The sequence below is a fragment of the Candidatus Amarolinea aalborgensis genome, from assembly GCF_900491745.1.
Taxonomy (GTDB): Bacteria; Chloroflexota; Anaerolineae; order SSC4; family Amarolineaceae; genus Amarolinea; species Amarolinea aalborgensis.
In genome coordinates this window covers 1-13,542 of the sequence record NZ_UETR01000062.1, presented here as the reverse complement: position 1 = coordinate 13,542, position 13,542 = coordinate 1, and the positions used below count along the sequence as shown (strand labels likewise).

General features: G+C 60.4%; 13 protein-coding genes. 1 reads left to right on the top strand and 12 read right to left on the bottom strand.

The window, feature by feature from the left end:
- Positions 1-353: 353 nt before the first annotated feature.
- From ACPQ6D_RS23235 to ACPQ6D_RS23180, 12 genes are all read right to left on the bottom strand, one after another.
- Complete coding sequence (locus tag ACPQ6D_RS23235; RefSeq protein WP_423226740.1) at positions 354-1,091, bottom strand: amino acid ABC transporter ATP-binding protein; 738 nt, start codon at positions 1,089-1,091, stop codon at positions 354-356.
- Positions 1,092-1,120: 29 nt separating this feature from the next.
- Positions 1,121-1,960 carry an amino acid ABC transporter permease gene (locus ACPQ6D_RS23230; RefSeq protein ID WP_423226739.1) on the bottom strand — a complete coding sequence of 280 codons (840 nt, stop codon included), beginning with the start codon at positions 1,958-1,960 and terminating at the stop codon, positions 1,121-1,123.
- Positions 1,961-2,003: 43 nt separating this feature from the next.
- On the bottom strand, positions 2,004-2,528 hold the full coding sequence (gene tpx / locus ACPQ6D_RS23225; RefSeq protein WP_423226738.1) for a thiol peroxidase: 525 nt from the start codon (positions 2,526-2,528) through the stop codon (positions 2,004-2,006).
- A gap of 24 nt (positions 2,529-2,552) precedes the next feature.
- Positions 2,553-3,482 carry an ABC transporter permease gene (locus ACPQ6D_RS23220; RefSeq protein ID WP_423226737.1) on the bottom strand — a complete coding sequence of 310 codons (930 nt, stop codon included), beginning with the start codon at positions 3,480-3,482 and terminating at the stop codon, positions 2,553-2,555.
- A gap of 11 nt (positions 3,483-3,493) precedes the next feature.
- The gene (locus ACPQ6D_RS23215; RefSeq protein WP_423226736.1) at positions 3,494-4,570 is read right to left on the bottom strand and encodes an ABC transporter permease; all 1,077 of its coding nucleotides are present in this window, start codon (positions 4,568-4,570) and stop codon (positions 3,494-3,496) included.
- A 276-nt stretch (positions 4,571-4,846) separates the two neighbouring features.
- The gene (locus ACPQ6D_RS23210; RefSeq protein ID WP_423226735.1) at positions 4,847-5,647 is read right to left on the bottom strand and encodes a basic amino acid ABC transporter substrate-binding protein; all 801 of its coding nucleotides are present in this window, start codon (positions 5,645-5,647) and stop codon (positions 4,847-4,849) included.
- A 131-nt stretch (positions 5,648-5,778) separates the two neighbouring features.
- A complete protein-coding gene (locus tag ACPQ6D_RS23205; protein WP_423226734.1) occupies positions 5,779-7,530 on the bottom strand; it encodes an ABC transporter substrate-binding protein in 1,752 nt (583 codons plus the stop codon).
- Positions 7,531-7,617: 87 nt separating this feature from the next.
- Positions 7,618-8,325, bottom strand: a complete 708-nt coding sequence (locus tag ACPQ6D_RS23200; protein WP_423226733.1) for an ABC transporter ATP-binding protein — start codon at positions 8,323-8,325, stop codon at positions 7,618-7,620.
- On the bottom strand, positions 8,315-9,121 hold the full coding sequence (locus ACPQ6D_RS23195; protein ID WP_423226732.1) for an ABC transporter ATP-binding protein: 807 nt from the start codon (positions 9,119-9,121) through the stop codon (positions 8,315-8,317). The genes ACPQ6D_RS23200 and ACPQ6D_RS23195 overlap by 11 nt, the downstream gene beginning before the upstream one ends.
- A gap of 14 nt (positions 9,122-9,135) precedes the next feature.
- Positions 9,136-10,518, bottom strand: coding sequence for a branched-chain amino acid ABC transporter permease (locus tag ACPQ6D_RS23190; RefSeq protein WP_423226731.1), 1,383 nt, complete (start codon positions 10,516-10,518; stop codon positions 9,136-9,138).
- A gap of 9 nt (positions 10,519-10,527) precedes the next feature.
- A complete protein-coding gene (locus ACPQ6D_RS23185; protein ID WP_423226730.1) occupies positions 10,528-11,661 on the bottom strand; it encodes a branched-chain amino acid ABC transporter permease in 1,134 nt (377 codons plus the stop codon).
- 130 nt (positions 11,662-11,791) lie between these two features.
- Complete coding sequence (locus ACPQ6D_RS23180) at positions 11,792-12,973, bottom strand: ABC transporter substrate-binding protein (protein ID WP_423226729.1); 1,182 nt, start codon at positions 12,971-12,973, stop codon at positions 11,792-11,794.
- Between the two features lie 387 nt (positions 12,974-13,360).
- Between ACPQ6D_RS23180 and ACPQ6D_RS23175 the strand changes: the two genes are divergently transcribed.
- Positions 13,361-13,542: hypothetical protein (locus tag ACPQ6D_RS23175; RefSeq protein WP_423226728.1), on the top strand; the 182-nt coding region annotated here is incomplete at its 3' end.

Below are 13,542 nucleotides of genomic sequence, written 5' to 3'. Positions count from 1 at the left end.
GTGCAGTCAGCCTTCGCAAGGGGATCCCGAGATGCCAACCTTGCGAAGGCTCGCCGCACACGAATCCCCTGGCGCAGCGGGCGATGTCGGCCCGTCCAATGCGCTCCGGTGCAGTCAGCCTTCGCAAGGGGATCCCGAGATGCCAACCTTGCGAAGGCTCGCCGCATACGGATCCACTGGCGCAGAGGACGAGGTCGGCCCGTCCAATGCGCTCCGGTGCAGTCAGCCTTCGCAAGGGGATCCCGAGATGCCAACCTTGCGAAGGCTCACCGCGTACGAATCCACTGGCGCAGCGGGCGATGTCGGCCCCGTCCAATGCGCTCCGGTGCAGCCAGCCTTCGCAAGGGGAGGGCCTAATGCAGGATCTTGCTCAAGAACTGCTTGGTGCGCTCGTGCTGTGGATTGCTGTAGAGCAGTTCGGGCGTGGTGTCTTCCAGCAGTTGACCGGCGTCCATGAACAGGATGCGCGTGGCCGCGGCGCGGGCAAACCCCATCTCGTGCGATACGACGAGCATGGTCATGCCCTCGCGCGCCAGGTCTTGCATCACGTCCAAGACTTCGGTGATCATCTCCGGGTCGAGCGCGGAGGTCGGCTCATCGAACAGCATGATCTTGGGATTCATTGCCAGCGCACGTGCAATCGCCACGCGCTGCTGCTGTCCGCCGGAGAGCTGGCCGGGGTAGCTGTTGGCCTTCTCTGGAATGCCCACCTTTTGCAGTAGATCACGGGCGACGCTGGCGGCCTCGTCGGCCGAACGCTTGCGCACCACACGCTGCGCCAGGCTGATGTTTTCGAGCGCGGTCATGTGCGGAAACAGGTTGAACTGCTGAAAAACCATGCCGACCTCAGCCCGCACTGCGTTGATGTTCACCTTCGGATCGGTCACCAGCATCTTGTCAATGTAAATTTCACCCGACGTGAGCGTCTCCAGGTGGTTGATGCTGCGCAGCAGCGTGGATTTGCCTGACCCGCTTGGCCCGATGATGATGACCACCTCGCGCGGCTTCACCGTCAGGCTCACATCGTTCAGGGCGTGCACCCGGCCGAAGTATTTGTGAGCATGGCGCACGTCAATGATGATGTCGTTCATGTTGGTTCAACTCCTTCGTTCAAGGCGCATTAGTGCCCGATGGTCAGGCGCTGTTCGAGCCAGCGCGCCAGCCGCGTGAAGATCAGGGTCATCAGCAGATAGATCAGCGCGATCATGGTAAAGGTCTCGAAGCTGAGGAATGAGCGCGACACGTACTCGCGCCCGCGGCGGGTCAGGTCAGACACCGCCAGCACCGACACCAACGAAGAGTCCTTGAGCAAGGTGACAAACTCGTTGCCCACAGGCGGCAGAATGACGCGGATGGCCTGCGGCAGGACGATGTAGCGCATGGCCTGGGCATAGCCCATGCCCAAGGAACGCGCCGCTTCCATTTGGCCTTTGGAGATGGACTCGATGCCCGCGCGGAAAATCTCGGTCATGTACGCGCCGTAGCAGACCGTGAAGCCAATCACGGCCGCGACGAAGGGATCAATCCGCAGCCCTGTCAACCACGCGCCGACCCCCGGCGCCAGGGGCGTCAACGCGCCGCCGACGGCCTGCAGAACCTGCGGCAGAGCAAACCAGATGTAGAGCAGCCACACGAGCAGCGGAATGCCGCGCACGACCTCCACGTACAGCGAGGAGGCGCCGCGCACGATGCGGTTGCCCGAAATGCGCCCCAGGCCGCCCAACATACCGACAATCAGAATCGTGAAGAAGGATGTGACGGAGATGCGCAGCGTGACGGAGATGCCATCCTTGACGAAGTTCCAGATTTCCGCGTAGGGCTTGGCCATGGCGACAATCATGAAAACGATGATCGCCAGGACAGCCAGCACCAGCAGCCACCAGCGGTCAATACCAGCCAGGCGGCCGCGCGTATCAACCAGGCGCGGGCCAGGGCCTGGCGTCGGAGCAATTGCACTCATGAACACCTCCTGGCGTCCTTGCGTTAAACCTGCGCCATAGGCGCTACAGCAGTTCCTTCACCGCGGCCAGGGCCGCTTCGTAATCAGGATGCTGCCCGATATCGGGCACATATTCCACGTAACGCACCACGTCCTGCGCATCCACGATAATGACCGCGCGCTGCTCGAAGCGCAGTTCCTTGATGTGCGTGCCATAGGCGTCGCCAAAGGCCATGTCGTAGTGATCGGAAAACATCAGCACCCGATCCACGCCCTTGGCCGCGCACCACTCCCTTTGCGCAAACGGCAGATCCACGCTGACTGTGACGACCACAACCTTCTCGCCGAAGTTCGCCGCCTCCTGGTTGAAGCGGCGCGTCTGCGCATCACAGATGCCGGTGCCTAGCGAGGGCACGACGTTGATGAGGCGAATTTTCCCCGCGGTGGAGGCCAGCAGCGGCTTGCGGCCGTCGAAGCCTTTGTCGTTGAGTATCACTTCCGCGGCCATATCGCCGGGAACCAGGGCCACGCCCAAAACGGTCAGTGGCTTGCCTTTGAGGGTGACATCACCCAGGCGTTCTTGCAACATGAATTATTATAGCTCCTTGTTACCTTACATTTTATGCAGACGAGGATCCAGGGCATCGCGCAAGCCGTCGCCCAAGAGATTGAAGCCGAGCACGGTCAGCATGATGGCCAGGCCAGGGAAGAAAACCAGGTGCGGCGACGTGAAGACCTGGTTGCGTTCCGCGCCCAACATCGAACCCCATTCTGCCATCGGCGGTTGCGCGCCCAGGCCGAGGAACGAGAGCGCCGCGGCGTCCAAAATGGCCGTGGCAATGCCCAGCGTGCCCTGCACGATCAGCGGCGTCAGCACGTGGGGCAGGATGCTGCGAAACAGGATGCGCGAAGGCGGCGCGCCGACCGCGCGCGCGGCGCTGACAAAATCAAGCTCCTTGACCGCCAGCACACTCGCCCGGCTGACGCGCGCATAGGTGGGAATGGAAACAATGCCAATCGCCAGCAGCGCGTTGGTCAATCCCTCGCCCAACACGGTGACGATGGCAATGGCGAGAAGCAGCGCCGGGAACGCCAGGAGCACATCCATCAGGCGCATGATGACATTATCAGCCCAGCCGCTGGCATAGCCTGCGATCGCGCCGAGCAGGGTGCCGATGATGATCGCAAAGCCGACGGTGCTCAGGCCGATCAACAACGAGACGCGAGAGCCATAAATCAAGCGGCTAAACAAATCGCGCACATTGCCATCCACGCCCAGGATGTGCTGCGGCCTGTCCGCCGGGCAGCCGAGGAGGTGAATACACGGCCCAGAGCGCATCTTGATATTTTCGATGCCGATCAGCACCTGGTCAGGTTCGTAGGGCGCAATCAGCGGGGCAAAGATGGCGGTGAGGGTGAGAATGCCTAGAATCACCATACCCAGGATAGCTGACTTGGTGCGTAGTAGAGTATAGAGCGCGTCCTGCCAGGGGCTGCGCGGCGGACGGGCCAGCGTTTGTTGGGTAACGGTAGGTATGCTCATGCCATTCTCGTCTAACTCAGGCGGATACGGGGATCGAGGAACGCGTAGCTCAGGTCTACGATGAGATTGACCAACACAAAGACCACAGCCACCACCAGCGTCACCGATTGGACAATGGTGTAGTCGCGGGCCTGGATCGCGTCGAAGAGCAGGCGTCCCATGCCAGCAAAATTGAAAATCGTCTCCGTCAACACCGCGCCGCCGAGCAGGCTGCCCAGGGAAAGTCCAACTACCGTGACCACCGGCAGCAGCGCATTGCGCATGGCATGGCGAGAGACGACCACCGCCTCGCGCAGCCCTTTGGCGCGCGCCGTGCGAATATAATCCTGGCCCAGGACTTCCAGCAGGCTGGAACGGGTCATGCGCGCAATGATGGACATGGGAATCGTGGATAACGCCGCAGCCGGCAAGATGAGATGCTTGACCGTGTCCCAGAAGAAAGCCCAGTTGCCGGTGACCAGGGCATTGAAAAGATGCAGATTGGATAAGAATTGCAAAATCGAATAGCCCACGCCTTGCGTGGACGTTACATGCCAGGCTTCAACCAGGGACGGAATGGTCATGCCCGGCGAGTTGCGCCCGGATGGGGCCAGCCAGAAGGGGGTGTCTTTGAGCAGCAAGGCAAAGACATAGGCCAGCATCAAGCCCAGCCAGAAAACCGGCATCGAAACGCCCACGTTGGCCAAGAGCATGGTGCCCACATCAATCGGTGAATTGCGCCGGATCGCGGAAAGGATGCCGGCCAAGACGCCCAAGACAGACGAGAGAGTCAGCGCGGCCAGGGTCAATTCGAGCGTCACCGGCAGGCGCTCGATCAGCAAATCCATCACCGGGCGGCCGTAACGGAAGGAGCGGCCAAAATCACCGTGCACCATGTCGTTCATGTAGATGCCAAACTGCGTGATGATCGGCCGGTCAAGGCCGAAGCGCTTGATGTAGGCATTGCACAGTTCATCGGTTGCCCGCTCGCCCAACGCGGCCCGGCACGGATCGCCCGGCAGCACACGCGCCAGGGTGAAAGTGACAAAAAGAATGCCGATCAGAACCGGGATCGAAGCCACCAGACGTTGGGCAATATAACGAAACATCGGCTAACCTTTTTTCATGGGGCGGGTCCGCCAGTCCGGCGCCGCCGCAAACGAGCAAGTCGTCAAGACCGCCGCGAGTCACGGTCGTCACGACGAGAGGTAAACGTTCCATGAGGGCAGGACGCAGATGAACGCAGACTGCGCACGCAGATTGAGCTGTTTTATGAGGCAGCAGATCTTCTTCCTAAAGGAGCTCTCACCGCACAGCCCTGCGTGATGGCTCTATCCTGCCTGATCTGCGTTACTCTGCGTGCATCTGCGTCCTACCTCGAAACCCTATTTCGCCGGGCTGACGCCAATCCACTTCGCGTAGATTTTGTCATAGGTGCCGTCGGCCTTGATCTTCTTCAGGCCCTCGTTGAACTTGGGCAGAAAACCGGTCGGATCGCCCTTGCGTACGAGCACGCCGTAATACTCCTCCGTGAAGGGAGTGCCCACGAGCTTGAGTTTGCCCTTGAAGTTTTCCGACGCCAGGACGTAGTTAGCCGCCACGGGAGTGTCCACGACGACGGCGTCCACGTTCTTGTTGAGCAGATCGAGCATGGCCAGGTCAATCGTGTCATATTCCTTGAGCTTGGCGCCCTCGATCTTCTGCACGGCAAAAGCGCCGGTGGTGCCGATTTGCGCGCCCACCAGCTTGCCCGCCAACGTCTTATCGCCGGTGATGGCAGTTTCGTCGGTGCGCACCACCACGATCTGGCCGGCGTTGACATACGGTTCCGAGAAGTCGTACTTCTGCTTGCGCTCGTCCGTAACCGTAACCGCCGACAGAACGGCGTCATACGCAGCCCCTTCCAGGCCGGCAAAGATGCCGTCCCAGGCGGTGTTCTTGTACTCCACCTTGAAGCCCATGGCCGCGGCCACGGCATTCATCATGTCAATGTCAAAGCCAACGATGGCCTTCGTCTCATCCACGTACTCCATGGGAGGGAAGGAAGCATCGCTCGCCACGACAAATGGCTTCGTCTCCGGCGCGCTGGTTGGCGCCGCCCTGGTAGCGCTTCCGCTGCAAGCGGCCAGCATGGTTGCCAGGACAATGACAGCCAGGGACAGACTGACGATTTTGCGTGAATTCATTCTCTATCTCCATACTGCGCATTCACCATGCTTGACCAGGCGCCGCAGGGGGACGCCTGGTCAAGCTGACTAGAACAATTCAATTCAGGCCGGACGCCGCCCAACGGCGCATCCGGGCATACCCCACTCGCTTACTTCGGCGCGTTAAGGAAGGCGCCGAACAGCGCGTTGAAATAGCTGAAGGTGCCGGTGCGACCCTTGTGCAAGGGGTTGGCTGCGTCCCACTGCACGGCATAGCTCGTCACCACGTCATTGGCGTCCAAGGCGCTGCCGTCATGGAACTTGACGCCCTGGCGTAGATGGAAGGTCCACTCGGTCAAGTCCGCATTGACCTCGTACTTCTCGGCCAATGATGGCTCTACGGCGGTGCCGCCGATCTTGTACGCCAACAGCGATTCGTTGATCTGCTCGCACGCGCGCAGCGACTCGCCGTCTTCTTCATCGGCGCAGTACAGGCTCAGCGGCTCGGCATTCTGCATCCACACCAGCTTGTCCCGGCTCCCGGCCTTCATCACCGAGAAAATCTCGTTGCTCAGCGGGCTGGAATGAGCGCCTGTCACGTCTGCGCGGAAGGCGGTCGCCGAACCACCGTGCGCAACCGGGATCATCGGCACATGCTTCTTGATCAGGCCGTTGGCGTCGGCGTAGATCTTGTTACGCTCGGCCGGGTCCGCCAGCGACGCCGCGCGGCTCAGCGCGTCGTGGATATCGGTGAAACCATCACCGAACTGCTTGCTGGCGCCCTTGCCGAAGTGATAATCGAGGAAGTTCGTCTGATCCGGGTAGTCCGCGCCCCAACCCAACAGGTGCATGCCAAAGGCCCCTGTCTTCGCCTTGTCAAGGAACGCGCCCGACTCCATCACGTTGATCTTGACCGTAATGCCCAGGTTCGCCTTCAACTGCGCCTGGATGTCCTGCGCCACGAGCGCGGGCTGCGGCAGATAGCCGCGCACGACATCGCGGAACGATAGTTCAGTCTCGAACCCATTGGGGAAGCCGGCGTCGGACAGCAGCTTCTTGGCTGCGGCCACATCGAACTTGTACCACTCTTCACCCTCACAGCCGCCGGGAATCGCGCAAGGCGTGAAGTGGCTCGCCACCACCGACCCCTTGGGGTAGAAGGTGTCCACGATGCGCTGGCGGTCAATACCCATCGCCACGGCCTGGCGCACCATCTCGTTGTCGAACGGCTTCACCAGGTTGCTGAACCCGATGTAGAAAACATTCAGCGCCTCGCGTGGATACAGTTTCTGCGCGCTGTCCGCTTCGATCTTGGCAAAATCGTCCGGCCCAGGATTGTCAATGCCATCGGTCGTCCCGGCCTGCAGCTCCAGTAAGCGAGCCGCAGCTTCCTTTTGCCAGCGGAAGATCAACTGCGGGGTCTGCGCCTTCGCGCCCCAGTAGTCCGGGTTGGCCTTCAGGATGATGCTGTCACCCTTCTGCCACTTGTCCAGCATGTAGGGGCCGGTGCCGACCGGTTTGTCGAGCAGCTCGCCGGTGCCGGCGGTCTTCGCCAGGTAGTCCGAAGAATGGATGGCAAAGGCACTGAAAGCCACCTTCGACGGAAACGCCACGTCAGGCCCGCACAGGGTGAACTTCACGGTGTTGGCATCCACGGCCTCGATGCTCTTGAACTCACCGCCGTACGCACAGTCCGGGGCTGACACCTTCATCATCGCCACGGGGACCGCGGTCGCTTCGGGCGCCTTTGTTGCTTCGGGCGCCTTCGTCGCTTCAGGCGCCTTCGTCGCTTCAGGCGCCTTCGTCGCTTCGGGCGCGGCGGTCGGCGCAGCCGTGGGTGCGGCAGCGCCGCCGCAGGCGGCCAACAGAGTCGCCAACAACACGCTAACGACTAACAAACTGACTGTTTTTGAGAAACGCATTCTACTCCTCCTGCAAGAAATGTGGGCAAACGACACAGGTCGGGTCAACCCGCACCTGTGTTGAGCAAAGGCAACACTGGGTCATCTCTAGCCGCCCAGGTATGCCTGTCTCACCTGTGGGTCATGCAGCAGCTTATCGGCGCTGCCTTCGAGCACAATACGACCCGTTTCCATCACGTAACCGCGATGGGCGATCGTCAGGGCCATGTGGGCATTCTGTTCAACCAGCAAAATGCTGGTGCCCGTGGCGTTGATCTCTTGAATGATCTCGGCAATCTTCTCGACCACCACGGGCGCCAGGCCCATGGAAGGCTCATCCAGCAGCAGCAGGCTCGGTTTCGCCATCATGGCCCGGCCAATCGCCAGCATCTGCTGCTCGCCGCCGGAAAGGGTGCCGCCCAACTGCGTGAGGCGTTCCTTGAGACGCGGGAAGGTCTGAAAGACGCGCTCCATGCTTTGCCGAATCTCGGCCGGGTCGTCGCGGGTGTACGCGCCCATTTCCAGGTTTTCCAGCACGGTCAGGGGAGCAAAGATCTTGCGCCCCTCCGGAACGTGGTTGATTCCCAGGCGCACGATGCGCTCGGCCGCCGTGCGGGAGATCTCCTGGCTCTTGAACGTGACCGTACCGCGGCGCGGGCGGATCAAGCCAGAGATCGTGCGCAGGGTGGTTGATTTTCCCGCGCCGTTCGCGCCGATCAGGGTGACGATTTCACCCGGCTCCATATGAAACGAAATACCCTGCAAGGCATGGATGGCGCCGTAGTACACATCGAGATCGCGCACATCAAGGAGCATGAGCGATCACTCCCTTCCCCAGATAGGCTTCAATCACTTTGGGATCATCCTGGATTTCCTGGGCCGTGCCGCGCGCGATCACCTGGCCGAAATCCACGACGGTGATGCGATCACAAATCCCCATCACCAGGCGCATCTGATGTTCGATCAACAGGATCGTCAACTCGAAGCGGTCGCGGATGAAATGAATCAGATCCATGAGCTGTCCGATCTCGTTGGGGTTCATGCCGGCCGCCGGTTCATCCAACAAGAGCAGGCGCGGGTTACATGCCAGGGCGCGCGCAATCTCCACGCGCCGCTGCTCGCCGTAGGGCAGATTCTTCGCCAACTCATTCTGCACCTTCTCCAGCTTGAAGATCGCCAGGAAGTCCTGCGCCTGCTCCGTGAGTTCGCGTTCTTTGACCTCGAAATGGCGATTGCGCACGATCGAGTCGAACAGGCTGTACCCGGCATGGGGATGATAGGCGATGCGCACGTTGTCCAAAACCGTCAGGTTGGGGAAGAGCCGGATATTCTGGAACGTGCGCCCAATCCCGGTCTGCGTGATCTCGAAAGGCTCCATGCCCACGACACTCTCACCTTGGAAGATCACGTCGCCGGCGGTCGGCACATACAGGCCGGTGATCATGTTAAAGATCGTTGTCTTGCCCGCGCCGTTGGGGCCGATCAGGCCAGCCAGCTCGTGCGGCTGCACGCTGAAGGAAACAGAGCTGACCGCGCGCAGGCCGCCAAAGGTCTTGGTCAATTCGCGAATATCCAGAATCGGCGCTGGCGCAGACGTGGTGATGTCCGTCATTCGTTCCTCCCCGCCTACTGCCCGGCCGTAGAGGGCGCGGATTGAGTCTGTTCATGGCTGCGGGGCCTCACGAGGACTGGACGCAGGAAGCCCCACTCCTTGCCGCCGAGTAAGCCCTGGGGACGAATGAGCATCAGCAAAAGGAGCGCAATGGGGTACAGCACAAAACGCCAGGTGGGGGCCTCGGTGCCCAACTGACCGAGGAGCACGCGCAGCAAACCTTCGAGGAAGAAGATCCAGCCAAATGAGGCCGTGATGGTGCCCGTCATGCTGCCCAGGCCGCCGAACACGACGATGATCAGTGGATTGAAGCCGGTCAGAAAATCAAAGCCGCCCGGGCTGAGGAAGCCGGTGCCCGTGGTGAGCACATACAAGCCACCGCCAATGCCCGCAAACAGGCTGCCCACAACGAACGCGAACAGCTTCTGGCTGGCGATGTCAATGCCCATGGCCTTGGCCGCGGTCTCATCCTCGCGCACCGAGAGGATGGCGCGTCCCCCGCTCGAATGAAGAAGGTTCCGCATGAAGATGATGACCAGCAGCATGAAGACGAAGCCCCAGAACCAGGCGGTGACCCCCATCTGCGGGATGTCCAGCATCCCCTGCCCACCTCGCATCTCCGGGAAGGGTAGGATGGTGTCTGAGTTCAGCATGAGGGCATTGATGACGATTGAAAATCCCAGGGTGGCGATGCCAAAATAGTCTGATCCGAGCATGAGAACCGGCAGGCCAAACAGAAACGCAGTCTCCGCCGCCATGGCGCCGCCCAGGACAATGGCGATGGGAAAAACGACCTGCATCGCCGCTTCGCTGCGCAGCGGCCCAGGCAGCGCCGCGGTTCCGAACAACGGCGCGATGAGCGGGTTGATGGCATTCGCGATGACAACCGCGAGGAGGCCAGCGAGGAAGGCGCCGATCAGGTAGAGCGTGAACTGGGACAAGACAGGCATCCCCTTGAGGCGCGTGAGCAGTCGGCCGATGCCCCAGATCACGATGCCAAAGAAGATGACGCCAAGCAACAGCACCAGCAGCCCGCGTCCATCTCCAACCTTCCAGCGGTAGGCCACGTCAGCCGCCACGTACGCGCCGATGCCGTAAAATCCCCATTGCCCCAGGCTGAACTGGCCGTTGAAGCCATAGATCAGGTTCAACCCAAGCGCACACATCGTCATGGCCGCGGCCTGGAACAGTAAGCCCCGGTCGAAGTCGTTGAGGATGCGCACATTGCCGGACTGGAACGAGAGGGCGAATTGAACGACAGCGAACGCGGCCACCACGCCAGCCACCTTGACCCATTTGGAGGAATGGCCCAGAACGGCCATGAGAAGGTACACATAAACCAGGATGGCGGTTATCTTAATGATCGAAAGAACGAGGAAGCCCAGGTTTAATTGCACGACCGCCTCCTATGCCTTCTCTTTTTCCGCTTCGCCAAATATGCCGGTGGGGCGTATCAGGAGAACGAGAATCAAGATCGTGAACGCGACCGCATCGCGCATCGGCGTCGAGATATAGCCGGCGGTCAAAGACTCGGCTTGCCCCATGATCAGCGCGCCGACCACCGCACCCGGGATGCTGCCAATACCGCCGAGCACGGCCGCAACGAACGCTTTGAGGCCGGGTAGAATGCCCAGCAAGGATGAGATGGAGGGATAGGCGACGGCATAGAGCACCCCGCCGAGGCCCGCCAACGCCGCGCCCAGGGCAAAGGTAAACGAGATCACCAGATCCACGTTGATGCCCATCAGCCGGGCCGTTGGCTTGTCAAAGGAGGTGGCGCGCATCGCCTTGCCCATTTTTGTGCGGCGCACGATGAACTGCAGCATGATCTGCATCAAGAGCGAGGCGGCCACGATGATCAGAAAGATATTCGAGAAGGTAATGCTGCCCGCCGGTAGGGACTGACCAGGCTCAACTGGATGAATGCCATTGCTGATGTACCAGGTAACGACGTCGAAGGGGCGTTGATAAATCTTTCTTTGCGCTGAAAACACGAAATTCAGCTGTCCGAAATACTCCAGAAAGAACGAAACGCCAATCGCCGTGATCAGCGCGGCGATGCGCGGCGCGTCACGCAGCGGCTTGTAGGCCACGCGCTCGATCACAACCGCCAGGACCGTACACACCGCCATCGAAAGCAGCATCACCGTGACGGAGCCGATGACGACCGCCAACCCCGTCGGCATACTCGGGAAAACCGCGGCCGGCCACAGGTGCAACTGAAAGCGAGCCACGGCGTAGAAGCTGACGAAGGCGCCTACCATGAAGACGTCACCGTGCGCAAAGTTGATCAGGCGCACGATGCCGTACACCATCGTATAGCCCAACGCAATGAGTGCATAGACAAAGCCAAGCTGCAAGCCGCCCAGAACAATTTGCACGAACAGGGCCGGATCGGCGATGGCGTTACGGACGAGAACGATCAGCACGACCAGGGCCAACACGAGCAGGAAACCCTGACCGATCCAAATCATACGCGCGCCGGGTCGCCTGTGCGTTGCGGCGGACGGGAGAGACGGAGAGGCGTTCGTTTGCTGCATCAGCGCGTACCTCCACCTGGGTCAAAGAACTTAGCGTAGAGAGCAACATGGGCTGCTCTCTACGCTCTTTGAAGAAAGCGATTTGCGGTGACAGTGATCTGCCACCCCAACCGTTAGCGCGGGGCGGAACTCAGGGGTTGATCGTGGACACGTAAACGATCTTACCGTCCTTAACCTGCTCCACCACAGCAGCCTTGATCGGGTTGTGCGTATTCGGATCAATCGTGATCTTGCCGGACACGCCGCTGTAGCTGAGCTTCAGCATCGCTTCTTGCACCTTGTCGGTGTCATCGGCGCCTGCGTTGTTGATGGAGTTCAGCAGCATGTTCGCCGCATCGTAGGCCAGCACCGCCAACGCATCCGGGACCTTGGGGTTGCCCTTGTCATCCTTGTACTTGGCGCCGTAGGCCTTGATGAAGTTTTGCACTTCCGCACGGGTGTCGCCCGGATCATAGTGGTTGGAATAGTAACCGCCATCGGCCGCTACGCGATCCAGGTCCGAAGAATCCCAACCATCGCCGCCCATGAACGGCGCGGTGATGCCCTTCTCCTTGGCCTGCTTGTAGAACAGGTTGACAGTAGGGTAGTAGTCACCCAGGAAAATCATGTCTGGTTTGGCGGCCGAGACTTTGGACAGGATGGCGGAGAAGTCGGTGTCTGTGCCGAGGTAGTTCTCTTTGCCGACAATCGTGCCGCCGCCCGCGGTGAAGGTCTTGGCAAACGAATCCGCCAGGCCGATGGTGTAAGAGTTCGTCTGATCGGACAGCACAAAGGCGCTCTTGAAGTTGAGGGTCTTGAGCGCGAAATTGGCGACAACCTGACCCTGGAAGCTGTCGTTGTAGCAGGCGCGGAAGATGTAAGGTACCGCCTTGCCATCCGCGCCGACCGTCAACGCGTCATTGGTCGAGGTCGGGCTGATTTGAAGGACCTTCTTGACCGTGGCGATCCTGGAAACCGGGATGGATGCGCTAGAGCACACCTCGCCGATGATGTAATGGACGCCGTCCTGATCAATCACCTTGTTGGCGGCGTTGACGGCAGGGTCAGCCTTGCACTGACTGTCCTCCACAACAGTGACGATCTTACGGCCCAGCAGGCCGCCCTTGGCATTCCATTCGTCAATCGCCATCAGCGCGCCCTCTTTGGTGGACAGACCGAACGTGGCGACAGAACCGGAAAGCGGAGCCAGGATGGCGATCTTGAGGTCGCCCTGTGGGGCGGCTGTAGTGCCGCTCGGAGCCGCGGCGCCGCCGCAGGCTGACAGAACGAGGGCAATGACCATGAGCAAACTAACGACCTTGAACGTACGCATGATTCTTCTCCTCCAAAATAGGATAACTGGCCGGCTCTGCCCAGCGCAACAGCAGAGCCACATCGGGAAACTGAATTAGCAAACGCAGGAAGTCCGCTCTTCGTTGAGCACTCTCAACTCGATCCGAGGCACGATCACCTCCTTCCGTCACAGATTGACACGATGAAGTGGTGTGAGCATGTTGTGAAGACTCGAAATCGTCGCTTTGCCCCAACAACACAAGCCTACGACGATGACGCGGTGGGGTCACCGAAAGGTAGGGCGCATTATAGGTGACGTTAAATCAAATGTCAAACAGCTTGACAGCCAGGCGCAAGCAACCTATAATGGCCCGCCAGTGACGATCTCATCTGCGCACCCCACGCCTTGCCGACAAGGAGAGTGACCGTGATTACACCAGCACTGACCAACCGCTCGACGATTATCTTGGTATTGATCCTGCAAGTCATTCCGCTGCTGCTGTTTCCCAGCCAATCCTATTCCGCCACAACCCAAGAGTGGTGGCTGCCGGCCGTCCTCGCCCTGCTGGTCGTCATCGCCGACATTCAGATCATCGCGCGCCACCGCGT

Excerpts from the sequence above, each read along its gene's own strand:
- ACPQ6D_RS23235 (WP_423226740.1), bottom strand. The coding sequence starts at position 1,091 with ATGAACGACATCATCATTGACGTGCGCCATGCTCACAAATACTTCGGC.
- ACPQ6D_RS23230 (WP_423226739.1), bottom strand. The coding sequence starts at position 1,960 with ATGAGTGCAATTGCTCCGACGCCAGGCCCTGGCCCGCGCCTGGTTGAT.
- tpx (WP_423226738.1), bottom strand. The coding sequence starts at position 2,528 with ATGTTGCAAGAACGCCTGGGTGATGTCACCCTCAAAGGCAAGCCACTG.
- ACPQ6D_RS23220 (WP_423226737.1), bottom strand. The coding sequence starts at position 3,482 with ATGAGCATACCTACCGTTACCCAACAAACGCTGGCCCGTCCGCCGCGC.
- ACPQ6D_RS23215 (WP_423226736.1), bottom strand. The coding sequence starts at position 4,570 with ATGTTTCGTTATATTGCCCAACGTCTGGTGGCTTCGATCCCGGTTCTG.
- ACPQ6D_RS23210 (WP_423226735.1), bottom strand. The coding sequence starts at position 5,647 with ATGAATTCACGCAAAATCGTCAGTCTGTCCCTGGCTGTCATTGTCCTG.
- ACPQ6D_RS23205 (WP_423226734.1), bottom strand. The coding sequence starts at position 7,530 with ATGCGTTTCTCAAAAACAGTCAGTTTGTTAGTCGTTAGCGTGTTGTTG.
- ACPQ6D_RS23200 (WP_423226733.1), bottom strand. The coding sequence starts at position 8,325 with ATGCTCCTTGATGTGCGCGATCTCGATGTGTACTACGGCGCCATCCAT.
- ACPQ6D_RS23195 (WP_423226732.1), bottom strand. The coding sequence starts at position 9,121 with ATGACGGACATCACCACGTCTGCGCCAGCGCCGATTCTGGATATTCGC.
- ACPQ6D_RS23185 (WP_423226730.1), bottom strand. The coding sequence starts at position 11,661 with ATGCAGCAAACGAACGCCTCTCCGTCTCTCCCGTCCGCCGCAACGCAC.
- ACPQ6D_RS23180 (WP_423226729.1), bottom strand. The coding sequence starts at position 12,973 with ATGCGTACGTTCAAGGTCGTTAGTTTGCTCATGGTCATTGCCCTCGTT.